General features: G+C 63.4%; 25 protein-coding genes and 1 pseudogene. 12 read left to right on the forward strand and 14 right to left on the reverse strand.

The annotated features are described in order from the left end of the window. Positions 1 to 23: 23 nt before the first annotated feature. Together N0Q91_RS17150 and mepA are read right to left on the reverse strand one after the other, a co-directional pair. Positions 24 to 404: a methylglyoxal synthase gene (locus tag N0Q91_RS17150; protein ID WP_275597014.1), complete on the reverse strand. Its 381-nt coding sequence runs from the start codon at positions 402 to 404 to the stop codon at positions 24 to 26. Between the two features lie 112 nt (positions 405 to 516). Next, positions 517 to 1584: a penicillin-insensitive murein endopeptidase gene (gene mepA / locus N0Q91_RS17155; RefSeq protein ID WP_100670053.1), complete on the reverse strand. Its 1068-nt coding sequence runs from the start codon at positions 1582 to 1584 to the stop codon at positions 517 to 519. Positions 1585 to 1777: 193 nt separating this feature from the next. On the opposite strand from mepA, the gene N0Q91_RS17160 reads away from it, so the two are divergent. The 5 genes from N0Q91_RS17160 (at position 1778) to N0Q91_RS17180 (ending at position 8630) form a co-directional block, all read left to right on the forward strand. Continuing rightward, positions 1778 to 3628 carry an extracellular solute-binding protein gene (locus N0Q91_RS17160; RefSeq protein WP_100669908.1) on the forward strand — a complete coding sequence of 617 codons (1851 nt, stop codon included), beginning with the start codon at positions 1778 to 1780 and terminating at the stop codon, positions 3626 to 3628. Positions 3629 to 3807: 179 nt separating this feature from the next. Continuing rightward, positions 3808 to 4890, forward strand: coding sequence for a microcin C ABC transporter permease YejB (locus N0Q91_RS17165; RefSeq protein WP_275597015.1), 1083 nt, complete (start codon positions 3808 to 3810; stop codon positions 4888 to 4890). Continuing rightward, positions 4890 to 6023 (forward strand): ABC transporter permease, encoded by a 1134-nt coding sequence (locus N0Q91_RS17170; RefSeq protein ID WP_275597016.1) that lies wholly within the window; start codon positions 4890 to 4892, stop codon positions 6021 to 6023. The genes N0Q91_RS17165 and N0Q91_RS17170 overlap by 1 nt, the downstream gene beginning before the upstream one ends. An 8-nt stretch (positions 6024 to 6031) precedes the next feature. Beyond that, on the forward strand, positions 6032 to 7660 hold the full coding sequence (locus N0Q91_RS17175; RefSeq protein WP_275597017.1) for an ABC transporter ATP-binding protein: 1629 nt from the start codon (positions 6032 to 6034) through the stop codon (positions 7658 to 7660). 10 nt (positions 7661 to 7670) lie between these two features. Continuing rightward, positions 7671 to 8630 carry a 2-hydroxyacid dehydrogenase gene (locus N0Q91_RS17180; RefSeq protein WP_275597018.1) on the forward strand — a complete coding sequence of 320 codons (960 nt, stop codon included), beginning with the start codon at positions 7671 to 7673 and terminating at the stop codon, positions 8628 to 8630. A 193-nt stretch (positions 8631 to 8823) separates the two neighbouring features. Here the strand turns inward: N0Q91_RS17180 and N0Q91_RS17185 are convergent. From N0Q91_RS17185 to N0Q91_RS17195, 3 genes and pseudogenes are all read right to left on the reverse strand, one after another. Then, positions 8824 to 9677: pseudogene (locus N0Q91_RS17185) on the reverse strand (C40 family peptidase). A gap of 8 nt (positions 9678 to 9685) precedes the next feature. After that, positions 9686 to 10030, reverse strand: coding sequence for a MarR family transcriptional regulator (locus N0Q91_RS17190; protein WP_275597019.1), 345 nt, complete (start codon positions 10028 to 10030; stop codon positions 9686 to 9688). An 88-nt stretch (positions 10031 to 10118) separates the two neighbouring features. Beyond that, positions 10119 to 11510 (reverse strand): leucyl aminopeptidase family protein, encoded by a 1392-nt coding sequence (locus tag N0Q91_RS17195; RefSeq protein ID WP_275597020.1) that lies wholly within the window; start codon positions 11508 to 11510, stop codon positions 10119 to 10121. Positions 11511 to 11641: 131 nt separating this feature from the next. Between N0Q91_RS17195 and N0Q91_RS17200 the strand changes: the two genes are divergently transcribed. Then, entirely contained in the window at positions 11642 to 12466 is an 825-nt protein-coding gene (locus tag N0Q91_RS17200) for a tetratricopeptide repeat protein (protein ID WP_275597021.1), read from the forward strand. Positions 12467 to 12651: 185 nt separating this feature from the next. Here the strand turns inward: N0Q91_RS17200 and N0Q91_RS17205 are convergent, their stop codons facing one another. The 9 genes from N0Q91_RS17205 to N0Q91_RS17245 all read right to left on the reverse strand — a co-directional run bounded on the left by N0Q91_RS17205 (position 12652) and on the right by N0Q91_RS17245 (position 21606). Beyond that, a complete protein-coding gene (locus N0Q91_RS17205; RefSeq protein WP_275597022.1) occupies positions 12652 to 13659 on the reverse strand; it encodes a type II secretion system F family protein in 1008 nt (335 codons plus the stop codon). Positions 13660 to 13666: 7 nt separating this feature from the next. After that, complete coding sequence (locus tag N0Q91_RS17210; protein WP_275597023.1) at positions 13667 to 14677, reverse strand: type II secretion system F family protein; 1011 nt, start codon at positions 14675 to 14677, stop codon at positions 13667 to 13669. A 48-nt stretch (positions 14678 to 14725) separates the two neighbouring features. Next, positions 14726 to 16192: a TadA family conjugal transfer-associated ATPase gene (locus tag N0Q91_RS17215; protein WP_275597024.1), complete on the reverse strand. Its 1467-nt coding sequence runs from the start codon at positions 16190 to 16192 to the stop codon at positions 14726 to 14728. A gap of 62 nt (positions 16193 to 16254) precedes the next feature. After that, positions 16255 to 17541 carry a CpaE/TadZ family protein gene (locus N0Q91_RS17220; protein ID WP_275597025.1) on the reverse strand — a complete coding sequence of 429 codons (1287 nt, stop codon included), beginning with the start codon at positions 17539 to 17541 and terminating at the stop codon, positions 16255 to 16257. A 22-nt stretch (positions 17542 to 17563) separates the two neighbouring features. Then, positions 17564 to 18244 (reverse strand): CpaD family pilus assembly protein, encoded by a 681-nt coding sequence (locus tag N0Q91_RS17225; RefSeq protein ID WP_275597026.1) that lies wholly within the window; start codon positions 18242 to 18244, stop codon positions 17564 to 17566. A gap of 55 nt (positions 18245 to 18299) precedes the next feature. After that, positions 18300 to 19835, reverse strand: coding sequence for a type II and III secretion system protein family protein (locus N0Q91_RS17230; protein ID WP_275597027.1), 1536 nt, complete (start codon positions 19833 to 19835; stop codon positions 18300 to 18302). A gap of 13 nt (positions 19836 to 19848) precedes the next feature. Then, positions 19849 to 20658 carry a Flp pilus assembly protein CpaB gene (gene cpaB, locus N0Q91_RS17235; protein WP_275597028.1) on the reverse strand — a complete coding sequence of 270 codons (810 nt, stop codon included), beginning with the start codon at positions 20656 to 20658 and terminating at the stop codon, positions 19849 to 19851. 126 nt (positions 20659 to 20784) lie between these two features. Then, positions 20785 to 21297 (reverse strand): A24 family peptidase, encoded by a 513-nt coding sequence (locus N0Q91_RS17240; protein WP_275597029.1) that lies wholly within the window; start codon positions 21295 to 21297, stop codon positions 20785 to 20787. 96 nt (positions 21298 to 21393) lie between these two features. Continuing rightward, positions 21394 to 21606: a Flp family type IVb pilin gene (locus N0Q91_RS17245; RefSeq protein WP_275597030.1), complete on the reverse strand. Its 213-nt coding sequence runs from the start codon at positions 21604 to 21606 to the stop codon at positions 21394 to 21396. Positions 21607 to 21857: 251 nt separating this feature from the next. On the opposite strand from N0Q91_RS17245, the gene N0Q91_RS17250 reads away from it, so the two are divergent. The 6 genes from N0Q91_RS17250 (at position 21858) to upp (ending at position 26826) form a co-directional block, all read left to right on the forward strand. Then, the gene (locus N0Q91_RS17250) at positions 21858 to 22274 is read left to right on the forward strand and encodes a pilus assembly protein N-terminal domain-containing protein (RefSeq protein ID WP_100669922.1); all 417 of its coding nucleotides are present in this window, start codon (positions 21858 to 21860) and stop codon (positions 22272 to 22274) included. A 243-nt stretch (positions 22275 to 22517) separates the two neighbouring features. Beyond that, positions 22518 to 23132 (forward strand): TadE/TadG family type IV pilus assembly protein, encoded by a 615-nt coding sequence (locus tag N0Q91_RS17255; protein ID WP_275597031.1) that lies wholly within the window; start codon positions 22518 to 22520, stop codon positions 23130 to 23132. 7 nt (positions 23133 to 23139) lie between these two features. Then, positions 23140 to 23724, forward strand: a complete 585-nt coding sequence (locus N0Q91_RS17260; RefSeq protein ID WP_275597032.1) for a TadE/TadG family type IV pilus assembly protein — start codon at positions 23140 to 23142, stop codon at positions 23722 to 23724. 170 nt (positions 23725 to 23894) lie between these two features. Further along, a complete protein-coding gene (locus N0Q91_RS17265; protein WP_275597033.1) occupies positions 23895 to 25115 on the forward strand; it encodes a phosphopentomutase in 1221 nt (406 codons plus the stop codon). Further along, positions 25112 to 26086: an adenosine deaminase gene (locus N0Q91_RS17270; RefSeq protein ID WP_275597034.1), complete on the forward strand. Its 975-nt coding sequence runs from the start codon at positions 25112 to 25114 to the stop codon at positions 26084 to 26086. The genes N0Q91_RS17265 and N0Q91_RS17270 overlap by 4 nt, the downstream gene beginning before the upstream one ends. A 110-nt stretch (positions 26087 to 26196) precedes the next feature. Then, positions 26197 to 26826: a uracil phosphoribosyltransferase gene (upp, locus tag N0Q91_RS17275; protein WP_018093764.1), complete on the forward strand. Its 630-nt coding sequence runs from the start codon at positions 26197 to 26199 to the stop codon at positions 26824 to 26826. Positions 26827 to 26912: the final 86 nt, after the last annotated feature.

Consider the following 26912-nt stretch of genomic DNA (forward strand, 5'->3'; position numbering starts at 1 on the left):
CGTGAATGTCCGGGGTTTATGTATCAGTTGCGCCTGAAGTCGATCAACTGCTCGGCAGTCGCGCGGTTGAGCGCCATAGGGATGTCATAGACGATCGCGAGCCGCATCAGTGCCTTGACGTCGACGTCGTGCGGCATGGCCGTCAACGGATCGACGAAGAAGATCAGGCAGTCCACGTCCCCCGTGGCGATCAGCGCGCCGATCTGCTGGTCGCCGCCGAGCGGACCGCTCTTCAACCGGACGATGTCGAGCGCCGGACACACGTCGAGGACACGTGCGCCGGTCGTCCCCGTGGCGACGATCTTCCACTTGGAGAGGACCGCCTCGTTCGCCTTGGCAAAAGACGCGAGGTCATCCTTCTTCTGATCATGGGCGATCAGGGCGAGACATTTCCGATCTGCCATGCGAGAGCCCCCCGGCAAGGTTCATGGCGCACAGATGCAGCAGGCACACTCATGCGAACCGATTTAAATCGATTGAACGCCTATACATGAGCATCGGCAAATTGCAATGGCGCTACTGCAGGCCCGGCCGCGGCAAGGGTACGGGAATGTTCGCGGGCAACCCTTCGCCTGCCGCGCTGATTACGGCCTCTATGCTGGTCGCGGCAGCCGGAATGGCGGCAGGAGCACGATAGGCCGTTCCGTAGGTCGCCTCCTGTTCCGAAGCGGGTGCCGGACCGTTCAGCACGAGGGCGCAGGCCTTCGGCAGATCGGCGAGAGTCGCGAATTTCGGCTTCTGCGGCTTCGCGGCCGGCTTTTGGGTCGGCTTTGCCCAGGGCTCGTCCGTGAACCACCAGGCGAGCGACTTGTCGCAGCCGTCACCCGCCGGAACCACGGCCTGGTCCTTGCAGCCCTTGGAGCCTTCAGGGCATTTGATCCGGATGTGGAAATGATAGTCGTGGCCGTAGATCGGCCGGACCTTGCCGAGCGCCGAGCGGTCGCCCTTCCAGGTTTCACATAGCTTTTTCTTGATGGCCGGGTTGACGAAGACCCGCTCGACCTGCGGATAGCTCGCCGCCATCATGATCAGCCGGGCGTGAGAGGGTGTCCAGATGGAGGGATCGACCGTCAGAAACTTGCTCTTGTCGAGCATGGACGTCGCGGAAATCGTCTCCCGCTCCTGGTAGCTCAGCGTCCGCTGCGGCATCGGCGTCAACCAGATATCCGCATCGAGCCCGATCTGATGCGAAGCGTGACCCGAAAGCATGGGTCCGCCGCGCGGCTGCGAGATGTCGCCGAGCAGAAGGCCGGGCCAGCCGATCTTCTCGACGGCATCGTGGGAGAAGCGCTCGATCAGAGCGATCATCGCGGGATGCCCCCAGCGGCGGTTTCGCGACAGGCGCATCGCTTGCCAAGTCGGGCCGTCGGTGGGGATGGCGACCCCGCCGGCAAGGCAGCCCTTGGAGTAGAAGCCGAACGAAGCCGGCGCCGCCTGCATCGGCAAGTCCTTGGCGCCGAAGAGTTCCTTGGCCGGGGGAGCGTCGTTTGCAGCCGCCTCGGCGGAGACGAGGCTCACCCCCATGATCAGAGCCAGGACGGTCGAACCGCAGCGCCGAAGCGCAGCCCGCGCATCAAATCTCATTCCATTCCCCATGATCTTGCAGCGGAAGCCGCCGACCTCTCCTATCCTGATTCGCCGCAGTTGCATCAAGCTTGCGACTCACCGGGATGTGACCGAAGAAATCAGCCTGTTTTTTGGCAGGTCCTGTCAATCGCCCTGATTTCGCCTATTCTCATCGGGAGGATCAGCGGTAACTAAAGGAGAAACGGCTGGCATGCTGGATTTTGGCGGTACTGTAAGAACGAACCTCGTGGCCGCATGTCTGGCAATCTCCTTCCTACTGCCGCAAACCGGACACGCGCAGGAACCAACCTGGCATCACGGCCTGTCGCTCGTCGACAAGCTCAAATATGCGCCCGGCTTCGAGCATTTCAGCTATGTAAACCCCGACGCACCAAAGGGCGGCGACGTCAGGCTTTCGCAAGCGGGCACCTTCGATACCTTCAATCCGCTTCTCGTCAAAGGGGAAGTCGCTGTCGGGCTGGGGCTCGTCTTCGACACGCTCCTGAAGTCGGCCGACGATGAAATTTCCACCGCCTACGGACTTCTCGCGGAAGGCGTATCCTTCCCCGACGATATCTCCTCGGCAACCTTCCGTCTGCGGCAGGAAGCGAAATGGGCCGACGGAAAGCCCGTCACGCCCGAAGACGTCGTCTTCAGCTTCGAACGGGCTAAGGAATTGAATCCGCTCTACCAGAGCTACTACCGGCACGTGGTTGCGGCGGAGAAAACCGGCGACCGCGACGTCACCTTCCGTTTCGACGAAAAGAACAACCACGAACTGCCGCTCATTCTGGGGCAGATTCTGGTTGTGCCGAAGCACTGGTGGGAAGGCACGGGAGCGGACGGCAAGCCGCGCGACATATCACGGACGACACTGGAACCGGTCATGGGTTCCGGTCCCTATCGCATCGCATCCTTCTCTCCCGGCAGCACGATCCGCTATGAACGGCGGCCGGACTATTGGGGCGCCTCGCTCAACGTCAATGTCGGCCAGAACAATTTCGACTCGATCACCTATTCCTTTTTCGGCGATCGCGATGTCGAATTCGAAGCCTTCCGCTCCGGCAACGTCGACTACTGGGTCGAAAATCAGGCCGTGCGCTGGGTGACCGGCTTCGATTTTCCGGCCGCGAAGGAAGGAAAGGTAAAGCGCGAGGAAGTGCCTAACCCCTTCCGCGCGACTGGCGTGATGCAGGCCATGGTCCCCAACATGCGTCGCAAGCCCTTCGACGACGAGAGGGTACGGCAGGCCCTGAACTATGCGCTGGACTTCGAAGAGTTAAATCGCACCGTTTTCTTCAACCAGTATCAGCGCGTCGACAGCTTTTTCTTCGGTACCGAACTTGCCTCCTCCGGGCTGCCGCAAGGCAAGGAACTCGAAATCCTGAACGAGGTGAAAGACCTCGTTCCGCCGGAAGTGTTCACCACTCCCTATGCAAACCCTGTAAACGGCACGCCACAGCAGGCGCGCGCCAACCTGCGCAAGGCGATCGAACTCCTGAAGCAGGCCGGTTTCGAGCTCAAGGGCAATCGCATGGTCGATACGGCAACGGGCCGGCCCTTTTCCTTCGAGATCCTTTTGAGCAGTCCCGCACTGGAGCGCGCTGCCCTGCCCTACGCCCAGAACCTCAGAAAAATCGGCATCGAGGCGCGCGTACGCACGGTCGATGCCTCGCAATATACAAATCGTGAGCGGACCTTCGACTACGATATGACCTGGCAGGTCTGGGGCCAGACCCTGAGCCCGGGCAACGAGCAGGCCGACTATTGGGGATCCAGCGCCGCCTCGCGCGAAGGCTCGCGAAACTATGCAGGCATCGCCGACCCGGGCGTCGACAAGTTGATCCAACGCGTGATCTTCGCCGAGGACCGGGAAACGCTCGTCGCTGCCACCAAAGCGCTTGATCGCGTGCTCCTCGCGCACAACTACGTCGTACCGCTTTATTACAAGCTCAAGGCGAACATCGCCTATTGGGACAAGTTCGAGCGCCCCGCGGAACTACCGAAATACTCCATCGGCTTCCCCGACGTATGGTGGTTCAAGAGTGCCGTCGGCAAATGAAGCACTTGCGCTCGGGGCTCCGGTCGATTCCAAATGCGAATACCGAATCACTCAAATACGGAAACGAGCCGGCGGATTCGACCACGCCAGGGAGTTGGGCCATTGAGACGACATAAACGGCAAGCCAGAGCCTCGCGGATCGCGACGATCGGCGGCGCCACTCTGCCGAGGTTCGCCTGATGGGTGCCTATATCCTGCGCCGGCTTCTGCTGATGATCCCGACGATCGTCGGCATCATGGCAATCTCCTTCGCCGTGGTGCAGTTCGCGCCGGGCGGGCCGGTGGAGCAGGTGATCTCCGACCTCACCAACGCGGCCGGCTCCGACAGGCTTTCCGGCAATGCCGGCGACCTCGTGCCCAGCGGCGGTGGCGACGGCGGGCAGTATCGCGGGGCGCAAGGGCTCGATCCCGATTTCATCGCCAAGCTCGAAAAGCAGTTCGGCTTCGACAAGCCGCCGCTCGAGCGCTTCGTCACGATGATGTGGGACTATATCCGCTTCGACTTCGGCGAGAGCTTCTTCCGCAATACGCCGGTCATCGACCTCATCATCCAGAAAATGCCGGTTTCGATCTCGCTCGGGGTCTGGATCCTGATCTTTTCCTATGCGATCTCGATCCCGCTCGGCATCAGGAAGGCGGTCTCCGACGGTTCCACCTTCGACGTCTGGACCTCCGGCATCATCATCGTCGGCTATGCGGTGCCGAGTTTCCTCTTCGGCATTCTCCTGATCGTGCTTTTTGCGGGCGGATCCTTCTTCGACTGGTTCCCCCTGCGCGGCCTCGTCTCCGACAATTTCGACCAGCTTCCCTGGTACGAGAAGATCCTCGATTATTTCTGGCACATGACGCTGCCGCTGATCACGCTTCTGCTCTCCGCCTTCGCGACCACGACACTGCTGACCAAGAATTCCTTCATCGACGAGATCAAGAAACAATATGTGACGACGGCGCGGGCCAAGGGCCTGACCGAGCGGCGCGTTCTCTACGGCCATGTGTTCCGCAATGCGATGCTGATCATCATTGCGGGCTTTCCCGGCGCCTTCATCTCCGCCTTCTTCACCGGGTCGCTGCTCATCGAATACATATTCTCGCTCGATGGGCTGGGGCGGCTCGGCTACGACGCGGTCGTAAAACGCGACTATCCCATCGTCTTCGCGACCCTCTTCATCTATTCGCTGATGGGCCTTGTCGTCAGCCTCGTCTCGGACCTCATCTACACCTGGGTCGACCCGCGCATCGATTTCGAGCGGAGGGACGTCTGATGAGCACCGCTACCGACTATGCCGGCGCGCCGGAAAAGGGCTGGCTCACGCCGATCGGGCGCCGCCGCTGGCAGAATTTCAAGGCCAACCGCCGCGGCTACTGGTCTCTCTGGCTCTTCCTTCTCCTCTTCGGCCTCAGCCTGTTTGCGGAATTCATCGCCAACGACAAGCCGATCCTCGCCTCCTACAAGGGCGAGATCCTGGTCCCGGTGCTGATCGATTATCCGGAAGAGAAATTCGGCGGCTTCCTCGCCGAGACCGACTATCGGTCCGACTTCGTCCGCGACGAGATCGAGGCGAACGGCTGGATGGTCTGGCCGCCGATCCGCTATTCCTACCAGACGGTCAACTCCAGCATCCCCCATTCGGCGCCGACGCCCCCTTTCTGGCTGATGAGCGAAGAAGAGCGCTGCTCCGCCTATCCGCAAGGGGCCGACGACCCCGGATGCATAGCCGGCAACCTGAACTGGCTCGGCACCGACGACCAGGCCCGCGACGTGATGGCGCGGATGATCTACGGTTTTCGCATCTCGGTCCTATTCGGTCTCGCGCTGACCATCGCCTCGGCGGTGATTGGGGTTTCGGCCGGTGCCGTGCAGGGTTATTTCGGCGGCTGGACCGATCTGCTCATGCAGCGCTTCATCGAGATCTGGTCGTCGATGCCGGTGCTCTACATCCTGCTCATCATCGCCGCCATCCTGCCGCCGGGCTTCTTCATCCTGCTCGGCATCATGCTGCTCTTTTCCTGGGTCGGCTTCGTCGGCGTCGTCAGGGCCGAATTCCTGCGCGCCCGCAATTTCGAATATGTCAACGCGGCGCGCGCGCTCGGCGTCGGCAACGGCACCATCATGTACCGTCACCTGCTGCCGAACGCGATGGTGGCGACGCTCACCTTCCTGCCCTTCATTCTTTCGGGCTCGATCACCACGCTCACCTCGCTCGACTTTCTCGGCTTCGGCATGCCTCCGGGTTCCCCGTCGCTCGGCGAGATGATCGCGCAGGGCAAGTCCAACCTGCAGGCGCCGTGGCTGGGGCTGACCGCCTTCTTCGCCATGTCGATCATGCTGTCGCTTTTGATCTTCGTCGGCGAGGCGACGCGCGACGCCTTCGACCCGAGAAAGACGTTCCGGTGAGCGCGACGATGACAGATACCCTCCTTTCCGTGCGCGACCTCTCCGTCGCCTTCCACCAGGGCGGCGAAACCTCGCTTGCTGTCGACCGCATCTCCTTCGACATCAGGCGCGGCGAGACCGTGGCGCTGGTCGGAGAGTCCGGCTCCGGCAAATCCGTCTCCGCCAACTCGATCCTGAAGCTCCTGCCCTATCCCGCCGCAAGCCATCCGAGCGGCGAAATCCTCTTCAACGGGAAGGACCTCCTGAAGGCGAGCGACGACGAGCTCAGGCATGTCCGCGGCAACGACGTCACCATGATCTTCCAGGAGCCGATGACATCGCTCAATCCGCTGCACACAATCGAGCAGCAGATCGGCGAAATCCTGGATATCCATCAGCAACTCAAGGGTGCGGCCGCCCGCGCGAGAACGCTGGAGCTCCTCGAGCAGGTCGGCATTCGCGAAGCGGAGAAGCGGCTCGGCGCCTACCCGCATCAGCTTTCGGGCGGCCAGCGCCAGCGCGTGATGATAGCCATGGCTCTCGCCAACCGGCCGGAGCTCTTGATCGCCGACGAGCCGACGACGGCGCTCGACGTCACGGTGCAGGCGCAGATTCTCGAGCTTTTGAAGTCGCTCAAGGACGAGCACGGCATGTCCATGCTGTTCATCACCCACGACCTCGGCATCGTCCGCAAGATCGCCGATCGGGTCTGCGTCATGACCAAGGGCAAGATCGTCGAGACCGGACCGACCGCCGAGATCTTCGCCAATCCGCAGCACGCCTATACCCGCCACCTGCTTGCCTCCGAGCCGCGGGGCGAACCGCCCCCCTCGGACGCCTCCAGGCCGATCGTGATCGAAGCCAAGGACATGAAAGTCTGGTTTCCCATCAAGGCGGGCTTCCTGCGCCGGGTGGTCGACCACGTCAAGGCGGTGGACGGCATCGACCTGACGCTCCGCGCCGGCCAGACGCTGGGCGTGGTCGGCGAGTCCGGTTCCGGCAAGACGACGCTTGGCCTTGCGCTGACGCGACTGATCTCGTCCAAGGGCCGCATCGCCTTCGTCGGGGAAGACATCGACGCCTACAGTTTCCGCGAGATGCGGCCGCTCAGAAACCGAATGCAGGTGGTGTTTCAGGACCCTTACGGATCGCTGAGCCCGCGCATGTCGATCGCCGATATTATCGGCGAGGGTTTGAAGATCCACGAGAAGGCGCTGACGGACAGCGAGCGCGATCAGCGCGTCGCCGCAGCACTGGAAGAGGTCGGCCTCGATCCCGCGACGCGCTGGCGCTATCCGCACGAATTTTCCGGCGGCCAGCGCCAGCGCATCGCGATCGCGCGGGCGATGGTGCTGAAACCACAGTTCGTCATGCTCGACGAGCCGACCTCCGCCCTCGACATGAGCGTGCAGGCCCAGGTGGTCGATCTCCTGCGCGATCTCCAGCGCAAGCACAATCTCGCCTATCTCTTCATCAGCCATGACCTCAGGGTCGTGCGCGCGCTCGCGAACGAGGTGATCGTCATGCGGCTCGGCAAGGTCGTGGAACAGGGACCCGCCGAGCGCATCTTCGAGGCGCCGGCGGAAGATTATACCAAGGCGCTGATGGCCGCCGCCTTCAACCTCGAAGCGGTCAATCTCGCCGCCATTCATCAGTAGAGTTGCGTCCATGTCCGCCAAAAGCCCCGTAATCGTCGACCTGAAATTCATCCCCGAGGAGGTCGAAGCCGCCCTTGCGGGCGCCTTTCCCGGCCGCGAGGTGATCGATCTCGCCGACCCGGCGCATCAGGGGCGTGATCTCTCCGGCATCGACTATGCGGTAGTCTGGAAATCCGCGCCGGACCTCTTCTCCCGCGCACCCGACCTCAAGGTGGTCTTTTCCGGCGGCGCCGGCGTCGACCACGTGCTGACGCTGCCGGGCCTGCCGGACGTGCCCCTGGTGCGCTTCGTCGACCGGACGCTGACGACGCGGATGAGCGAGTGGGTGGTGATGCAGTGCCTCCTGCATCTTCGCCAGCACCGCGCCTACGAGGCGCTGGCGAAGAAGCACGAATGGCGCGACCTCAGCCAGCCGGAAGCAGCCGAGGTGACGGTCGGCATCATGGGCATGGGCGTGCTCGGTCAGGACTCCGCCCGCAAGCTCGCCGTGATGGGCTTCAAGGTGATCGGCTGGTCGCGAAGCAAACGGGTGGTCGAGGGTGTAGAGACCTACGACGCCGCCGGACTGGACGCATTTCTCGGCAGGACGGATTTTCTCGTCGGCCTGCTGCCGCTGACGCCGGATACCAAGGGTATCTTCAACGCCACCCTCTTCGCCAAGCTCAGCCGGAAGGGGCCGTTCGGAGCGCCCGTTTTCATCAATGCCGGCCGTGGCGGCAGTCAGGTCGAGGCCGACATTCTGGACTGCCTCGATTCCGGTGTTCTCGAAGGCGCATCGCTCGACGTCTTCGAACAGGAGCCGCTCTCCCCGGAAAGCCGCTTCTGGGACATGCCGGATGTCTATGTGACGCCGCATGTCGCCGCTTCGTCCGACGTCAGGGCGCTCTTTGTGCATGTGGAGCACCAGATCGCGCGCTTCGAGCGCGGGCTGCCCCTCGAGCATGTGGTGGATAAGGTAGCCGGCTATTGATTGCGCGGCGCAGCGACCGCCGCTCAGCCTAACACTCTCCCCGCGTGCGGGGAGAGGGGACGTGCGCCACGGCGCGCCTGTGGAGATGGTGCGAAGGTGAACCCGCGATTCCCTTCTCCCCGCCTGCGGGGAGAAGGTGCCGGCAGGCGGATGAGGGGCGGCCGCGACTCAAGAAAGCCGCAAAATCCGGGGATCAGGGCCGCCGGTATCCCGTCGGCTGCGCATAGAGCCACGCGATGCGCCGGATGGCGTCTTCGAGACCTTCGCGCGCCACCGTCATCGTGTGTCCGTTGGCATGCACCAGGGTCTTCTCGTCTTCCATGATCGCCACATGGCCCTTCCAGAAGACGAGGTCGCCGCGCGTGAGATCCTCGTGTTCGATGGGGCGGCCGAGACCGCTTGCCTGCATGTCGGAATCGCGCGGCGCATTGCGCCCCGCCATCTGCATCGCGAGTTGCACGAGGCCGGAACAGTCTATGCCGAAGCCGGAGCGGCCGCCCCAGAGATAGGGCGTTTCGAGAAAGCGGGTCGCGATTGCGACATAATCATCGGTAAGCGCGCCGGTTGCGGGGATGCAGTGATCGGCGACGATCGCCAGCCCGCCATCCAGCAGAAAATAGCGCGTGCCGCGCGTCTCGGCCTCACCGGCGACGGCGATCCGGCTTCCCATGGAAAGGGCAAAGGCCTGGGAAAGCGCAGATCCGCGCCGCGATAGACGAAGGTCCTCGGCACCGCCACGAGGTGCGTCGCCGGCGCTTGCGGGGGCTGCACGACATCCTCCGGTACGTAGCCGACATAACCGTCGAGATCGGACTTCACCCACGCCCATCCGTCGGCGACGTCGAGCACGCGCACCGTCTCGCCATAGAGAAGCTCTGTATCGGTCCCGCAGCCGGCCTCCGGCCTCGCCCGCAGCGGCGTCACCGGCACGGATACGGCCGCCGGCGTTCCATCCACGAAGCGCTTTGCCTCGACCATGCCGCGCAGGCGTTCCTCCGCGAGATCCTCGCGATAGGCATTCAGGCGGCGGTCGAGGACCTCGGACATGGATAAGCTCACATTTTCCGGCCCTGATCGATGATCAGATCGCCGAATTTTTCAAGATAAAGCGCGCCCTCGACGGTGCGCTTGATGATGACGTTGCGCCTGTCGCGCTCGTCGCTGATCCGGTCGACGAGGCCGAGCGCACCCATGGTGTCGAGCGCGCGCGTGATCACCGGCTTCGTCACCCCGAGCGCCGCGGCGAGGCCGCGCACCGTATGGGGCGGCGGCACGAGATAAATCTGTAACAGGATCGCCATCTGGCGCAAGGTCAGATCGCGGCTGTCGACGCGCACCTGTTCGAGCGACACGGCATGCCAGAGCCCCAGCGCCTGAGAAGGGGTAAGTTCGACCGGCAAAGGAAACTCCTGCGTGGATCACCTGTCCGGGAGCATAGCCGGCGATCGTTACGCAAGCGTTTCTTTTGTGGCTCGATCGCGCGAACGGCTACCCCGCTATCCTGCCGATGTGATGGTAAAGCGCTCGGATCGCCTGAGCTTCACCGCCGATCGGCGAATGCGGGCGCTCGGACTGTGCCCAGCCGAAGATGTCGAAATGGACCCAGCTTTTCGCGTTCGTCACGAAACGCTTGAGGAACAGCGCCGCCGTGATCGAGCCGGCCATGCCGCCCGAGGGGGCGTTGGTGAGATCGGCGATGCGGGCGGAAACATCCTTGTCATAGCCCCTGTAGAGCGGCATCCGCCAGACCGGATCGTCCACGGCCAGGCTCGCTTCGGCAAGATCATGGGCGAGGTCATCGTCGTCGGTGAAGAAGGGCGGCAGGTCCGGCCCCAGCGCCACGCGGGCGGCGCCCGTCAGGGTCGCCATGTCGATGACGAGGTCCGTCTTCTCCTCGTCCGCATAGGCGAGAGCATCGGCGAGGATCAGCCGTCCCTCCGCGTCGGTGTTGTCGATCTGCACTGTCAGACCCTTGCGGCTCTTGTAGATGTCGCCGGGACGGAAGGCATTCGCCGAGATCGAATTCTCGACCACGGGAATGATCACGCGCAGATCCACCTTGAGCTTTGCATCCATGATCATCAGCGCAAGGCCCATGACGTTCGCAGCGCCGCCCATGTCCTTCTTCATGAGCAGCATCGAGGACGCCGGTTTGATGTCCAGCCCGCCGGTGTCGAAGCAGACGCCCTTGCCGACGAGCGTCACCTGCCGGTGGCCCTTCCTGCCCCAGCGCATTTCAAGCAGCCGCGGCGCTTCGGCGCTGGCGCGGCCGACCGTGTGGACGAGCGGGAAGTTCTCGGTCAGCAGGGCTTCGCCGGAAATCACCGAGACGTCGGCCTTGTAATGGGCGGCCAGCGCCCGGAATGCGGCTTCCAGCGCTTCCGGTCCCATATCGTTGGTCGGCGTGTTGATCAGGTCGCGCGCCAGGAAAACGCCGGCGAGCTGCCGCTTGATATCGGTCGCATCCGAATCGGCCGGAATGAGCAGCGTCGGCGCGTCCGTCTTCGCCGGTTTGTAGCGCTCGAAACGGTAGGACCCGAGGCCGTAGCCGAGAGCCAGCCGATTGGCGGTGAGCGGCGCCGTTTCGATGTGCCATTTGCCAGCCGGGAGCGCCCGGGCGAGCTTGCCGGTCAGGAAGGGCGTGTCTGACGGGTTGGCGCCGAGCCCGAACAGCGCGCCTCCGAGATGACCATCCGCCGAGGGGATGAGCAGCACCGCGCCGGATTCCGCCTTGAAGCCGGCCTTCTTCGCCCAATCGAGCGCGATCGGATCGATGCTCCCCGTCTCGATATGCGCGGGCGTCACCGCAAAGATCGGCAGCGTCTTGCCGTTGCTGGTGTTGAACGGCGATGGCCGCTCGATGAACTGATAGGGAGCCATTGGAATCCTCGACTGGCGGATGCGAACAGGTGCGATTAACGCTCCGTTAGGGTTAACAGATTATTGCTGGAGTGAAAGTTGCGCCGCTTTTGTCTGGAGTTCCGGTGCAGGACTGGATGGCTGGGGCTTCGATGACGATGCAAGACACTTTCTCCCTATCCCTGTGCCGCCTCGCAACGGGGGTTGCCGTTGCGATGGTGGCGCTGTCGCTCTCCGCCTGCGCCGGACAACAGGGCAGGAAGGAGCTGACGACCGGATCGATCCCGAAGCTCACGAGGCCGGTGCAGTCGATGAACGCGACCGAACTCGCTGCCGCCGCCGAACGCATCGGCAAGGCCTATGAGCGCAATCCGAAGGACCGGGAGGCCGGGCTCAACTACGCCAATCTCCTGCGCATGACGGGCCGCAACGAACAGGCGCTTGCCGTCATGCAACAGGTGGCGATCTACCATCCGGCGGATCGCGAGGTGCTCGGAGCCTACGGCAAGGCCCAGGCCGCGGCGGGTCAGCTGGAACAGGCGCTCGCAACGATCAGCCGGGCCCAGACGCCGGACCGGCCCGACTGGAAGCTGAAATCCGCGGAAGGCGCCATCCTCGACCAGCTCGGCCGTTCCGGCGAGGCACGGCTGCGCTACCGCGAGGCCCTGGACCTCAAGCCCAACGAGCCTTCGGTTCTCTCCAATCTGGGCATGTCCTATCTGCTCTCGAAGGATCTGCGGACGGCCGAGACCTACCTCAAATCCGCGGCGAGCCAACCGGATGCCGGCAGCAGCGTGCGCCAGAACCTCGCGCTTGCCGTCGGCCTGCAGGGCCGCTTCCAGGAAGCGGAAGCCATCGCCCGCCAGGAACTGACAGCCGAGCAGGCGGAGGCCAACGTCGCCTATCTTCGCTCCATGCTGTCTCAGCAGGGCGCGTGGAAGCAGCTGGCAAAGGCGGATGCGGCGAAGGCGGATTGAAGGTTGACCGGCCGGCACCGCCGCCCGCCAGGGTGGCGGCACGCGCCCCTCATCCCGCTGCCGCGACCTTCTCCCCGCAGGCGGGAGAAGGGATATGCCGCCTTCTCCACTCCCCTCTCTGCGCGGGGAGAGGGGCTAGGGTGGGCAGTACAGCCCGTAAAGGCGGCAGTCCCTTTCAAGGGCGGTTAAACCACCTTTGCCTTTCCATCCTGAAACTTGTCCGCCACCTGTATCCCGGCGGGGCCGAGGATGACGGCGACGAGGACCGGCAGGAAGAACAGGATCATCGGCACCGTCAGCTTCGGCGGCAGTGCGGCCGCCTTTTTCTCGGCGGCGGTCATGCGCTGGTCGCGGCTCTCCTGCGCCAGAACGCGCAGCGCCTGAGCGACGGGCGTGCCGTAGCGGTCGGCCTGGATCAGCGCCTGCGTCACCGATTTCACCTCATCGAGACCCGTGCGCAGGCCGAGATTTTCGAGCGCGATGCGCCTTTCGGGCAGGAAGGAGAGTTCCGCGGTCGTCAGCACCAGTTCCTCCGCCAGCGGCTGCGACTGCACCGCTATCTCGTCGGCGACGCGGCGCATGGCGAGTTCCATCGAGACGCCGGACTCGACGCAGATGAGCAGGAGATCGAGCGCATCCGGCCAGGCGCGGCGAATCGACTGCTGGCGCTTGGAGATCGCATTGGCGATGAAGATGTTCGGCGCGTAGAAGCCGACATAGGCGAATCCGATGGCGAAGGACACCGTGACCATGATCGGCTTGTCGGCGAAATTTCCGAGCACGAAAATATAGAGAACCGCAACGGTCAGAAACAGGAACGGCAGGCAGAAGCGGGCGAAGAGGAAGGTGTTGAGCGCGTTCTGCGAGCGATAGCCGGCCGTCTTCAGGCGGTTGACGGTGTTGTCGTCCACCAGAGCCTTTCTGAGGTTCAGCCGCTCGACGATCTCCCGGACCGAGGTGTTGTGCTGTGCCCTGAGGCTTGCCCTGCCGGTGGTCGCCTCGGCATTGAGCCGGGCGCGCTCGCGGGCGCGAATCTGCTCCCGTTCGGTGGCGACCGACTTCATCCGCTTCGTGAGGTCTCCCCGCTCGAGCAAGGGCGCCACGAGCGAATAGAACGTGGCGAGCACGGCCATCGAGACGAGCGCCGCGACGATGATGTTCAGATCGGTAAGCGTCTCTATCCAGCCGGCCACGGGATCCTCAGATGTCGAAGTTGATCATGTTGCGCATCACCCAGATACCGATGCTCATCCAAACGGCGGAAGCGCCCATGATGATGTGGCCGCGCGGGTCGGTGAAGAGAATCATCATGTAGTCCGGTGAAGTCAGATAGACGAGGGTTGCGACGATGAAGGGCAGCGCGCCGATGATGCAGGCGGACGCCTTGGCCTCCATCGACAGCGCGCTGACCTTCGCCTTCATCTTCCTGCGTTCGCGCAGGACCTTGGAGAGGTTGCCGAGCGCCTCGGACAGATTGCCGCCCGCCTGCGCCTGAATGGCGATGACGATCGCGAAGAAGTTCACTTCCGGCAGCGGGATGCTGTGAATCATGCGGGCGCAGGCTTCGGGAACGTTGAGACCCACCTGCTGGGACTCGACGACACGGCGGAATTCGGTCCTGACCGGCTCCTGCCCGTCGCTCGCGATCAGCCGCAAGGCGTCGTTCAGCGGCAGCCCCGACTTGATCGACCGGACCATGACATCGAGCGAATTCGGAAACTCGTCGAGAAACTTTCTGCAACGGCGTTTGACCATCGAGCCGACGATCCACCGCGGCAGGCCGGCCGCGCCTATCACGCCGACGCCTGCGGCAATGATCAGTCCGGCCCCTCCCAGGAGGACGACAAGGAAGGCGAACAACCCGAAAAGCGCACTGAACAGATAGAACTGAGCGATCGATATCGAAAGACCGGCCTGCAGCAGGCGCTTCTTCATCGAAGGCGCCGCATTGGCGGATTTTTCCTGCTGCTTCTTCTCGAGGTCCTTCAGCGAATCCTGAACGGATTTGCGACGCTTCGACATCTCGTTGACGCGGTCGCGCGCCGCCTTGATCTTGGTGCGGTCCGTCTCCGAGGCGCTGACCCGGCGCAGGCGGCCCTCCGCCTTTTTCTCGGTCTCGAGACGGGGATAGAGCACACCATAGGCGAGTGCTGCTGCCGCCAGGGCGACGAGGCCGGCCAGTCCCAGGACGGTGATGTCTATGCCGAACATCGCTCGGTCTGTCCTTTACTCGGAGCGGCGGGACCGCAGCCGTTTCGCCTATTGCTTTTCCATCGCGTCGAGGGTCGCAGCGAGCCGCTTGTCCTCGTTGAAGTAACGGGCCCGGTCCCAGAAATGCGGCCGGCCGATGCCGGTGGAGACGTGGCGACCGACGATGCGGCCATTGGCGTCCTCGCCGTCGATCTCGTAGCGCATCAGGTCCTGGGTGATGATCACGTCGCCTTCCATGCCGGTGACTTCGGTGATGTGGGTGATCCGGCGCGATCCGTCACGCAGGCGCGAGGCCTGGATGATCACGTCCACCGAGCCGGAGATGATCTCGCGAACGGTCCTGGCCGGCAGGGTATAGCCACCCATGGCGATCATCGATTCCATGCGGCTCAGGCATTCGCGCGGGGTATTTGCGTGGATCGTTCCCATCGAACCGTCATGGCCGGTGTTCATCGCCTGCAGCAGGTCGAAGACTTCCGGGCCGCGCACTTCACCGACGATGATGCGCTCCGGGCGCATGCGCAGGCAGTTCTTCACGAGGTCGCGCATGGTGATCTCGCCCTCGCCCTCGATGTTCGGCGGGCGCGTCTCGAGCCGGACGACATGGGGCTGCTGCAGTTGCAATTCGGCAGAGTCCTCGCAGGTAATGATCCGCTCGGTGCTGTCGATATAGCGCGTCAGGCAGTTGAGCAGCGTCGTCTTGCCGGAGCCGGTGCCGCCGGAAATGACGATGTTGCAGCGGACGCGGCCGATGATCTGCAGCAGGACGGCGGCCTCGGGCGTGATCGATCCGAAGCGCACCAGCTGCTCCAGCGTCAGCTTGTCCTTCTTGAACTTGCGGATGGTGAGCGCCGTTCCGTCGATCGCGAGCGGCGGCGCGATGACGTTGACGCGTGACCCGTCCGGCAGACGCGCATCGCAGATCGGGCTCGATTCGTCGACGCGGCGGCCTACCTGGCTGACGATGCGCTGGCAGATCGACAGCAGTTGCCCGTTGTCGCGGAACCGGATCTCCGATTCCTCGACCTTGCCGCCCACTTCGATGAAGGTTTGCCCGGCGCCGTTGACCATGATGTCGGCGATGTCGTCGCGCGCGAGCAATGGTTCCAGCGGTCCGTAGCCGAGCACGTCGTTGCAGATGTCGTCGAGCAGTTCCTCCTGCTCGGAGATCGACATCGCGAAGTTCTTGATGGTGATGATATCGTTGACGATGTCGCGGATTTCCTCCCGGGCGCTCTCGATATCGAGCTTGGAGAGCTGCGACAGATCGATCGTATCGATCAGCGCGGAGAAGACCTGCGATTTCGTGTCGTAATAATCTTCCGCCCTCGGCGCTCGGCGCCGCTGAGGCGGCGCCGCCGCTTGCGGGCGGGATGGCGCAGCGATCGTTTCGCCGAGAACGGGCGCGGCGGAACGCTCCACCGGCACCAGCTGGACCGCGGGCATCGGGGGCGCAGGCGAGAAGCCGCGCGCACCACCCTTGCCAGAACCTTCATTTCCGCGTTTGCCAAACATCAGTTCATTCCAGTTGCTTCATCGATCCCCGCCCCTTCGGGTGCGGGATCGGAAATAGTCCGCTACCGCCTGCCGAGCTTCGCCAGAACCTTGCCGAGGCCGCCCCGTCTGGCCTTCTTCACGGTGGTGCGCCCGGTCAAGAGGTGGGACAGCTGCGAGAAGGTCTCGGCGGCCGGCGACTTCCGGTCGATCTCCGCGATCATGCGTCCGCTGTTGGAGGCATTGCCGAAGAGGGCCGCATCGAACGGAATGATCGCTGCGGCTTCGATCTCCAGCGACGCGCAGAACTCATCGGGAGCGATCTCCGGACGCTTGGGCACGCCCACCTGGTTGAGCACGAGATGCGGTGTCTTGTCGTTCGGCCTCAACTTCTTCAAGGCATCGAGCAGGTTCTTCGCGTTTCTGAGGCTTGCCAGGTCCGGGGCGGCGGTGATGACCACCTCGTCGGCCGCGGAAAGCACAGAGCGGGTCCAGTCGGTCCAGCCATGCGGCAGGTCCAGAACGGATACGGGCGCGCTGCGCTGGAGGACTTCCAGGATCGGCTGAAACGCACCCGTCTCGAAGTCATAGGCGCGGTCGAGCATGGAGGGGGCGGCGAGCAGCGACAGATGATCGGAGCATCTGGTCAGGAGCCGGTCGAGAAAGACCTCGTCCAGCCGATCCGGTGCGAATACGGCCTCGGCGATCCCCTGCGGGGGGTCCTGATCGAAGTCGATATTGGCGGTTCCGTAGGGCAGATCGAGATCGGCAAGGATCGTCTCGGTCGAGAAAAGATTGGAAATGCCCCAGGCGCAATTATGGGCGATGACCGACGAGCCGCAGCCGCCCTTCGCGCCGATGAAGGCAAGGCTGCGTCCGAGCGGCTCCGCCTCCGGATCCACGAAGATCGCCGAGACGGCGCTCAGCATATCCGCCATCCCGACCGGCGCGACCATATATTCGGAAATGCCGTTGCGGATCAGCTCGCGATAGAGAGCGATGTCGTTATGGCGGCCGATGACGATGACCTTGGTGCTCGGATCGCAGACCTCCGCGAGCGGCGCCAGCTCCGAAAGCAGCGAGCCGGTCTCGGCCGCGGTTTCGAGAATGATCAGATTGGGCGTCGAGACGCTGGTAAAAGTGGTCGCGGCGGCGGCGATGCCGCCACCGGTGATGCGAAGGCTGACCTTCGCCATGCGGCGGTCCTGGCCGCAACGCTCCATGAGCCGCTGCACCGCTTCGCTCTCGCAGAAGGCGTGAATCGAGATGCGCGGCAGGGGCCGGAGCTGCTCGAGGTCGCCGGGGCGCGACCCGTCCGCGGGCCAATCGCCGGCAGCGCCGCTTTCGATCGTGTATTCAATCGCGTTCATCGCTTTTCCTCGAAGGCCCGTTTCAGTTGAAGACGATCGTGGTTCCGCCGTCGCCCTTTTCCGTCCCGCGCCAGCTGTCGATCACCTGGCCCCGCTGCTCAGCGTCGATCGGCGACATCTGGCGCGGGCCGACGAGATCCGTCGGATTGGCGATCTGAGCGGCGAGATTGGACTGGGTGGCACAGCCGAAATTGTAGTAGTTGCGGTTTTCCAGCGTATTCAGCGCCAGATCTTCCGGCCACGCACCGCAGGGTGCGGTCTGCGCCGTTATCGCGACATAGCTCAGGCGGATCGGTGCGGCATCGCCCGTCACCGAGGCATCATAGGTGGTTTCGATCATCTTCTTCGGTGACACGCCGCCCGCTGCCAGCACGCGACGGATATCCTTACGGACGATCTGCGCGGCATGGCCGTTCACCGATCCGCGCGGCAGCATGATCTGGATGACGCCGCTCGACGCATTCCGATATTCGGCGGCAAAGCCGCGGATGACGTCGCGGGTCCCCTGGGTGAGCCGCGTGTCGCCCGAGGCGACGGGAATGTCGATCGTCCGCTCGCCCTCGGTCAGCACGATCGGGTGGCGAGTGCGGTAATCGTCCGGAAGAGCACCGGTCGCGAGCCTGTCCTTGTTGGCGCAGCCAGCCAGCAGCAGGCCGACGAGCGCCCCCAGGGCCAGGCGATACGGAAAGCGGTTCAGGGCCATCGGAGGCTGCCTTTCGGGACTGTTTCGAGCTGCTCTTCGCTTCTTCATGGCCGGCCTATTTGTAGATGAAGCCGACATTGCCGTGATAGCGGCCGGCCGGCGGCTGAGCCTCGGGGCGTCCATAGATCCGGTTGACGCGGCCGAGGAAAAAGCTTTCGAGATCGTTCGCCGGATTGAAGTTGTCGTCCGGGCGCGAGATCGCGCTGCGGGCAACCGGCCGGACGAGGTAGGGCGTGGCGATGATGACGAGTTCCGTCTCGCTGCGCTGGAAATCCTTGCTGCGGAAGAGCGTGCCGAGGATCGGGATCTTCGATGCGGCGGGCAGGCCCGACATCGCCTGGCGGATATTGTCCTGGACGAGGCCGGCGATCACGATCGAGCCGCCGGACGGCAGCTCGACGCTGGTCGAGGCCTCGCGCCGGCGGATGCCGAGGAAGGTGTTGCCGGGGATGCTGGCCATCCCATTCCCGGTGACCACCGAACCTTCATAGGTAGGCTCGGAAACATCCGTTTCGATCTGCAGGCTGATACGGCCGGGACCAAGAACCACAGGCTTGAAATTTAGCCGAATGCCGTATTCAACGTCATTCACTTCGCGTGAGACGGTTGGTTCCCCCGTCTCCTCGTCCGCCGAAACCTCCTGCACGCCGGCAAGTCGGAACTCGCCGCCGACATAGAACTTCGCCTCCTGGCCTGAAATGGCCGTAAGGCTCGGCTCGGCCAGGGTGCGCATGACGCCGGCCTGTTCCATCGCGTTGATATAGCTCGAAATGGTTGTGGGACCGATCGAACCCTTGATGAGGGCGTTCGTGCCGACGGCGATGGCGTCGCCGAGGTTGGCCGGATTACGGAAGGTAATGCCGCTTTCGCCGTCGGAGACGCGGCCGTTGAAGCCGAGCTGCTTCAGTACCTGGCGGCTGACCTCGGCGACGGTCACCTTCAGCGTCACCTGATCGTCGCCCTCGATCGTCAGCAGATTGACGATCTGCGAGTTCTGCCGGTCCTCGGCGAAGATATCCGCGTCGCCGTTATTGCCCTGCGCGGTGATGTTGCGCGTGGTCGCCTCGCCGCCTTTCAGGAAAGCGCGTGCGAGATCGACGGCCCTGGTCGAGTCGAGCGGCGTGCGGACCGTGCCTGTCAGCACCACGTTGTCCGAGATGATTTCGACATTGATATCCGCATCGGGAATGAAGCGACGCAAATTGGATTCGAGACCGGCGACGTCGCGCTCGACGGCGACCTCCAGGCTGACGATCTCCTCGCCGCCCGGTCCGAAGACGAAGATGTTCGTCTGGCCGACGGACTTGCCGAAAAGATAGATGCGGCGCGAGGTGCGGGTGATCGCGTCGGCGAGCGACGGGTCGGCGACAAGGATGTCGTGGGCGTCGCTCGGCAGGTCCACGACGACCGCCTTGTTGAGGCCGAGATTGATGGTCTTGCGGGCGCCGGGGCCGCTATCGACGATCCTCACCACCGAGGAGGAGGCGGCCTCGGCGGCCGGGAGGGTCGGCAGCGCCATGCCCGAAAAGGTCAGGCAGAAGGAAAGGCCGGCTGCGACAGACGCCCGAAACTTTTTTGCGATCGGTTTCACCTTGCGCCCCGCCTCACTTCTGGTTCTGGAGGGCCACACCGTCGCCCTTGACGATGGAGCCCGACTTGATGACCTGAATGCTCGGCCGGCCGTCGCCGTTGAGAAGGTAGTCGGCAGCCGTGGTGTCGGGCTCCTGCGCGTCGGCGACGCTGCGCAGTGCCAGCGAGATGCGGTCCGCCATCTGCTGCGCAACCGTCATGACCTTCGATTGATCCGGCGTCAGCTCCAGCGTCGCGGTCGTACCGACGACCGCTTTGGAGCCGTCTTCCTTCTCCTCGATCTGCTGGTCGATCGCCAGCACGCGGACGTTGCTCAGCACCGTTTCGGTCAGATAGAAATCGCCGTCGGACTTGCGCACCATGATCACGTCGACACGATCGTTCGGCAGGATGAAGCCGCCCGCCCCGGTCGCAACCGTGATCTCCGTGGCGACGGCTCGCTTTCCGGCGGGCAGCAACGACGACATGATCCGGTTCGATGCGTCGGCGATCTTTTCCTGGCGGACCGGCTCGCCGGTGAAGATCGGCAGGCGGACGACCGCGCCGGCAAGATCTTCGACGGCGGCGGGACGGTTCTCCTCCGTTATCATGCCCTCGGCGACACCATCCTTCGGCCAGGCCTTCCAATGGATGGAATCGGCACCGAGACGGGAGCCGACCGGCAGGCTCTTGCCGGCGACCAGCACGTTGATGGTCGGTGCCTGCTCGATGACGGGTTCCGCCGTCTGCGGGGCGGGCGCGCGGGTGAGCTTCATCGCCAACAGCCCGGCCAAGGCAGCCGAGCCGACGGCCACCGCCAGAATGATAATGCGCACCGGTTTCATGATCGCCCCAACCCCCAAGAATTGCCCGGGATCAGGTTGATCAGGAATTGGTGTAATTATGGTTAATGCAATGCTTATGCAGATGGTTAACGGAAGGCTACACCTCCGTCCCGCGCCGAACGCGCGTCAGGGGAGTTGCACGAAGGCTGCCTGCATGAGCGGCGAAGAGGGATAGGCGGCGAACCCGCCGAGGGCTATGGCGATGCCATAGGGGATTTTCTTCGCAGTCAGCAATAGACGCGGAACCGGGATGCGAGCGGCAAGAAGCAAGTTCTCTTGACGGCGCAAGAGCAGGACGAGCAGTGTCAACAGCCCGCCGAAAACCGAGACATACAAAAGGAAGGCAGCGAGCGAGGCGTCGAAACCGAACCAGATGGCACTGGCAGTCAAGAGTTTCGCGTCCCCACCGCCCAGCACGTTTGCAGTAAAGAGACAAAAGCAGACGGCGAAGACAGCAGCCGCCGCGGCGATATGAAGGCCGATCTGCACAAGATCAAAGCCCACAAGGGAGCCTATCAGAAGAAATGAGACAAAGAGGACCGCCGAAACGCGATTGGGGATTGTCATCGTAAGCAAATCTGAGAACGCCGCTAGTGTCAGACAAAATGGAAAAAGCACTAAGATGGCTGCGTCGATCATCCAGGTTCCCTCTCGTCTTCGTTTAGCTTCCGCTCGGCTTGGGCAAAGAGAAGGCCGCCTTCAGGCGAAGGCGGCCGATAGACTCGTGGGCTTCGATTAGCCCCCGGTTGCCGGAGGAGTCGCCGGAGGAGTTGCGCTACCGGTATACTTAAGCTCCTTGGAGATATTTTCGAATTGCGTGTTAAGCTTACCACCGAGCGCGCTCGCGCCGCTGATCAGCGCCACCGAGATCAGAGCTGCGATCAGGCCGTATTCGATTGCGGTTGCGCCGGACTCGTCCTTCATCAGGCGTGCAAAAATGGTCTTCATGACTATTCTCCTCAAACTTCACTTGTTGTTCAGCACGTCCGTCAAACTGTTGCCGTTGATCGGATACCCTGAATTTAGCGGGGGCTAATTGCTTTCCGCTTAAGGAAACCGGTTATCGTGAGGTTAAAGGAAACTCGCTTTTTCCTGGGTAAATGTGCGGAAAATGGATGCCTTAAATTGCGCCGCATCGGCGTAACCATTCATTCACCAAAAGGCGCCAAGATGCGGCAGATAGACCGTCAGGACGCGCCATGAACACGCCCTCAGCGACCCCACGGGCCGCACTGCTTGCAACGACTGCATTTCTGGCGATCGCCGCACCGGGCGGCGCCCGCGCGGCTGAAGAAATGATGCGCGTCTATATGGACCACGCCCGCGTGCTGAAGCTCGACCGGCCCGTCAGCAAGGTGATCATCGGCAATGCGGAGGTTGCCGACGCGACCGTAGCGGATGCGAAGACCATCGTGCTGACCGGGCGCAATTTCGGCACCACCAATCTCGTCATTCTCGACCAGGACGGCAACGCCATGGTCGACGAGCGCATCCTGGTATCGATCGACGAGGGCAACACGGTGCGCGTCTATAAACAGACCGTCCGCACCGTTCTCTCCTGCACGCCCAATTGCGAGCGTGCGGAACGGCAGGCTTCCGCTTCGAGCGGCAATTAAGACCGGGAAATTCGCCCTGCCCTCACCCTAACCCTTCCCCGCGTGCGGGGAGAGGGGACTTGAGCCGCAAAGCGAGCCGCTTGCCCCTTCTCCCCGCATGCGGGGAGAAGGTCGCGGCAGCGGGTTGAGGGGCCGTTCCGCCCTCAGCTTCAGAACCACTAAAATTCTCCGGGTCCTCGAAAACGAATCTTCAACAGTCGCCATGTATTTTGCGCCAACCAGTTGACATGATGGAACGGCGCGATGTCGATCGACGAGAAAGCATCCACTCCCCGGGCTCGCTCCCCGCGCGGCCTGTTCCGGCGCTTCATCGGCGACCGGAAAGGTGCGACGGCGATCGAATTCGCGATCCTTGCACTGCCCTTCTTCATCGTCGTCTTCGCCTCGATCGAGACATTCGTCGCTTTTGCCGGGGAGCAATTGCTGGCCAATGCGACCGATACGCTGGCGCGGAAAATCCGCACGGGTGAAATCACTACCGATACCGGCAAGCCCGGCTTCACGACAGAAACCCAGTTCCGCCAGGCCTTCTGCGAGGAAATCGCGATCATGATGACCTGCTCGGCGACCGAGGCGACGCAAGCCTCGAAACTCTATCTCGACGTCCGCAAGCTTCCCGCCGATCTCAGTGTCTTTCCGGAAGCGGTGCCGCGGATCGGCTCCGATCTCGACACCAGCGGCTTTACTTTCGCCCCCGGCGGCCCGAACGACTACACCATGGTACGCGCCTATTACCGCTGGACCGTGATCACCGATCTCGTTCGTCCCCTGGTGACCAAGCTCAGACCCGCCGGCGACAGCATGCCTCGCGATTATCTGATGGTCTCGACCGCCACCTTCCGCAACGAAAACTATTGAGGCCGCCATGGAACGCCTTCCTGCATGCAAACGGCAGCTGTGGGGGGTCTTCCACGGACTGTTGCGGGACCGGCGCGGCGCCGGGGCCGTGGAATTCGCCATTGTCGCGCCGCTTCTGATCGCGGCCTATATCGGCGCTTTCGAGCTTTCGCTCGGCTTCACCGTGGCGCGCAAGGTCGGGCGGGCCTCGAGCGCGGTGAGCGACATCGTCACCCAGGAGCAGCAGGTGAACAAGGCGTTTCTGGACGACATGCGAAACGTCGCAAAAAACATGCTGGTGCCCTATGACGGCTCCGACTACGACCTCAAGATCACCGGTATCCAGGTGAACGGCACGACCGAAGGCAAGGTCGCCTGGTCCCGGGGCTGGTCGGACGCGAGCGACGGTGCGACGGTCCCCTATGCGGTCAATTCCGTGGTCAGCGTTCCGGCGGATCTCGACGCGGTGAATGCCTTCGTCGTGCGCACCGAACTCGTCGTCAACCACCAGATTTCCCTGTTCGGCTCGGACGCCGGCGGCACGATCCCGCTCTCCCGGACCTCCTACTACCGCCAGCGCTTCGGCACGACCATCAACTGCACCGATTGCTGAGGCTTCCCTCCCGGCACCCACGCGGGGTGGGTCCTGGGCGGCATGCATCAATTGCAATGGACAAGGCGGCGCGCTATTTCTGCCGGATTGTGCGGCGACGGCCGCGAAAATCTTAATGGCACCGGCTCGCCGCTTATCGCGCTCGCGCTCGGGATCAGTCAGGGTGTTTCATGGCGCGTGCGTTCCTTTTCGTCCTCGATTCCTTCGGCATCGGCAATGCGCCGGACGCAGAGGCTTTCGGCGATCTCGGCGCCGATACGCTCGGACATATCGCGGAATTCTGCGCGGCGGGAGCGGCCGACCGGGCGGGTCTCCGGGAAGGGCCGCTTCATCTGCCCAACATGTCCGCGCTCGGCCTCATGCATGCGGCACGGCTCGCGACCGGGCGGCTGCCCGCCGGCATGGCGCTGCCGGAACGCGTCTACGGGATCTACGGCGCGGCAAGCGAAGTCTCGCGCGGCAAGGACACGCCGTCCGGTCATTGGGAAATCGCCGGCACGCCGGTGACCTTCGACTGGGGCTATTTTCCGGCCGAAGGCGACGCCTTCCCTCCCGAACTGGTGGAAGCGATCTGTCGCGAGGGCGATGTGCCCGGCATTCTCGGCAATTGCCATGCTTCGGGTACCGACATCATCGCCCGCCACGGCGAAGAGCATATGCGGAGCGGCAAGCCGATCTGCTACACCTCGTCCGATTCCGTCTTCCAGATCGCCGCGCATGAACAGACCTTCGGGCTGGAGCGCCTGCTGAACCTCTGCGAGGTCGTCCGCCGGCTCGTCGACGACTACAATATCGGCCGCGTCATCGCACGGCCCTTCGTCGGCAGCGACCCGGGCAACTTCACGCGAACGGGCAACCGTCGAGACTATTCGGTGCCGCCGCCCGAACCGACCGTTCTCGACCGGCTGCAGGAGGCCGGACGCACGGTGCACGCGATCGGCAAGATCGGCGACATCTTCGCCCACCAGGGTGTGACCAGGCTCACCAAGGCCAACGGCAACATGGCCCTCTTCGACGCCAGTCTGGAAGCCATCGAAGAGGCCGAAGACGGGGCGCTCGTCTTCACCAATTTCGTCGACTTCGACATGCTCTACGGACATCGCCGCGACGTGCCCGGCTATGCCGCCGCGCTGGAAGCCTTCGATGCACGCCTGCCCGATCTCGACCGCCGGCTGAAACCCGGCGACATGGTGATCCTGACCGCCGACCATGGCTGCGATCCGACCTGGCGCGGCACCGACCACACGCGCGAGCGCGTGCCGGTGCTGATGTTCGGCCCGACGCTTCGCAGCCGCTCCTTCGGCATCGCCGACAGCTTCGCCCATATCGGCGAAACCGTCGCAAGACATCTCGGCATTGGCGCCGGCCCACATGGGAGAAGCCTCCTTTGACCGCTCATCTGAAGAAAGCCGAACTGCATTGCCATATCGAGGGCGCGACGCCGCCTGAACTGGCGCTGAGGCAGGCGCGCAAATACGGCGTCGACACCAGCGCGATCATCCGCGACAGGGCCTATGTCTGGGAGGATTTCACCAGCTTCGTAAGGTGCTACGACGCCGTCGCCTCGCTGTTTCGCACCGAAGGCGATTATGCGCTTCTCGCCGAGACCTATCTGACGGAGCTTGCCGAAGCGGGTACGATCTACAGCGAAATCATCGTCTCGCCCGACCACGGCGAAACGATCGGGCTCGGCGCCGACGCCTATATCGAGGGCCTCGCCGCCGGCATGGAGGCGGCGAAGGCGAAGACCGGCATCGAATCGCGCATGCTGATCACCGGCATCCGCCATTTCGGTCCCGACTCCGTCATCAGGACCGCCGAATATGCAGCGATGCGCCGGCATCCGCTCGTGACCGGCTTCAATCTGGCCGGCGAGGAGCGCATGCACAGCGTCGCGGAATTCTCCCGCGCCTTCGACACCGTCCGCGATGCCGGCCTCGGCCTCACCATCCACGCCGGCGAACTTTCCGGCGCCTTCAGCGTGCGTGATGCGCTGGACCATGTCCGCCCGGCCCGGATCAGCCACGGGGTCCGGGCGATCGAGGACGGCGATCTCGTGAAGCGCCTTGCCGACGAGGGCGTCGTGCTCGAAGTCTGTCCCGGATCGAATGTCGCGCTTCAGGTGTTCCCGGATTTTGCCTCGCATCCCCTTAGGCGGCTTTACGAAGCCGGCGTCCGCGTGACGCTCAATTCCGACGATCCTCCCTTCTTCCACACGTCGCTCGCGCAGGAATACGAAATCGCCTTCCACGCGATGGGCTTCTCCGACAGCGAGATCGACCGGATGACGAAGACCGCGATTGAAGCCGCCTTCGTGGACGAGCCGACGCGGGAGAGGTTGCTGGCCGCGTTGCATGTCTAGTTGCGCGGATGAGCGGGCCTAGCTGCACAACTTCCACCTACACTCTTGCGGCCCCCGCCCTTTCCATGGAAAAGAGGGTGGATAGCCAATTTTCGCGGGGAAGATGAGCCATGGACGGCGTAACGGTGATCGGTCATCCGCTGGTGCAGCACAAGCTGACCATCATGCGCAAGAAGGAAACGTCGACTGCGGGCTTCCGCCGGCTGCTCAAGGAAATCTCGACGCTGCTCTGCTATGAGGTCACGCGCGATCTGGAGCTGACGACCGAACGGATCGAGACGCCTCTCGTGGAAACCGACGCGCCGGTGCTCGAGGGCAAGAAGCTCGTCTTCGCTTCCATCCTGCGCGCCGGCAACGGCCTGCTCGAGGGCATGCTCGAACTGGTACCCTCGGCGCGCGTTGCGCATATCGGCGTCTACCGGGACCACGAGACTCTGCAGGCGGTCGAATATTTCTTCAAGGCGCCGGACAACATCAACGAGCGCCTCGTCATCGTCGTCGACCCGATGCTCGCCACCGGCAATTCCTCGATCGCGGCCATCGAGAAGCTCAAGGAGCGCGGTGCGCGGAACATCCGCTTCCTCTGCCTCCTTGCCGCTCCGGAGGGTATTCGCAACTTCCAGGGCGCCCATCCGGACGTTCCGATCTTCACCGCCTCGATCGACAGCCATCTCAACGAGAAGGGCTATATCGTGCCGGGCCTCGGCGATGCGGGCGACCGCATGTACGGAACGAAGTAGGGCTGTCGGCCTGTCGTCCTGCCGCTTCGGAAAACGGCGCCGCATCTCGTCAACGAGTCCGATAAGGTGCGGGATGCGGGCGGAAA

It is taken from the genome of Sinorhizobium prairiense (genome assembly GCF_029201645.2).
Taxonomy (GTDB): domain Bacteria; phylum Pseudomonadota; class Alphaproteobacteria; order Rhizobiales; family Rhizobiaceae; genus Sinorhizobium; species Sinorhizobium meliloti_A.

Coding starts and splice junctions, on each gene's coding strand:
- N0Q91_RS17150 (WP_275597014.1), bottom strand. CDS start 404: ATGGCAGATCGGAAATGTCTCGCCCTGATCGCCCATGATCAGAAGAAG.
- mepA (WP_100670053.1), bottom strand. CDS start 1,584: ATGAGATTTGATGCGCGGGCTGCGCTTCGGCGCTGCGGTTCGACCGTC.
- N0Q91_RS17160 (WP_100669908.1), top strand. CDS start 1,778: ATGCTGGATTTTGGCGGTACTGTAAGAACGAACCTCGTGGCCGCATGT.
- N0Q91_RS17165 (WP_275597015.1), top strand. CDS start 3,808: ATGGGTGCCTATATCCTGCGCCGGCTTCTGCTGATGATCCCGACGATC.
- N0Q91_RS17170 (WP_275597016.1), top strand. CDS start 4,890: ATGAGCACCGCTACCGACTATGCCGGCGCGCCGGAAAAGGGCTGGCTC.
- N0Q91_RS17175 (WP_275597017.1), top strand. CDS start 6,032: ATGACAGATACCCTCCTTTCCGTGCGCGACCTCTCCGTCGCCTTCCAC.
- N0Q91_RS17180 (WP_275597018.1), top strand. CDS start 7,671: ATGTCCGCCAAAAGCCCCGTAATCGTCGACCTGAAATTCATCCCCGAG.
- N0Q91_RS17195 (WP_275597020.1), bottom strand. CDS start 11,510: ATGGCTCCCTATCAGTTCATCGAGCGGCCATCGCCGTTCAACACCAGC.
- N0Q91_RS17200 (WP_275597021.1), top strand. CDS start 11,642: ATGACGATGCAAGACACTTTCTCCCTATCCCTGTGCCGCCTCGCAACG.
- N0Q91_RS17210 (WP_275597023.1), bottom strand. CDS start 14,677: ATGTTCGGCATAGACATCACCGTCCTGGGACTGGCCGGCCTCGTCGCC.
- N0Q91_RS17215 (WP_275597024.1), bottom strand. CDS start 16,192: ATGTTTGGCAAACGCGGAAATGAAGGTTCTGGCAAGGGTGGTGCGCGC.
- N0Q91_RS17220 (WP_275597025.1), bottom strand. CDS start 17,541: ATGAACGCGATTGAATACACGATCGAAAGCGGCGCTGCCGGCGATTGG.
- N0Q91_RS17225 (WP_275597026.1), bottom strand. CDS start 18,244: ATGGCCCTGAACCGCTTTCCGTATCGCCTGGCCCTGGGGGCGCTCGTC.
- cpaB (WP_275597028.1), bottom strand. CDS start 20,658: ATGAAACCGGTGCGCATTATCATTCTGGCGGTGGCCGTCGGCTCGGCT.
- N0Q91_RS17240 (WP_275597029.1), bottom strand. CDS start 21,297: ATGATCGACGCAGCCATCTTAGTGCTTTTTCCATTTTGTCTGACACTA.
- N0Q91_RS17245 (WP_275597030.1), bottom strand. CDS start 21,606: ATGAAGACCATTTTTGCACGCCTGATGAAGGACGAGTCCGGCGCAACC.
- N0Q91_RS17250 (WP_100669922.1), top strand. CDS start 21,858: ATGAACACGCCCTCAGCGACCCCACGGGCCGCACTGCTTGCAACGACT.
- N0Q91_RS17255 (WP_275597031.1), top strand. CDS start 22,518: ATGTCGATCGACGAGAAAGCATCCACTCCCCGGGCTCGCTCCCCGCGC.
- N0Q91_RS17260 (WP_275597032.1), top strand. CDS start 23,140: ATGGAACGCCTTCCTGCATGCAAACGGCAGCTGTGGGGGGTCTTCCAC.
- N0Q91_RS17265 (WP_275597033.1), top strand. CDS start 23,895: ATGGCGCGTGCGTTCCTTTTCGTCCTCGATTCCTTCGGCATCGGCAAT.
- upp (WP_018093764.1), top strand. CDS start 26,197: ATGGACGGCGTAACGGTGATCGGTCATCCGCTGGTGCAGCACAAGCTG.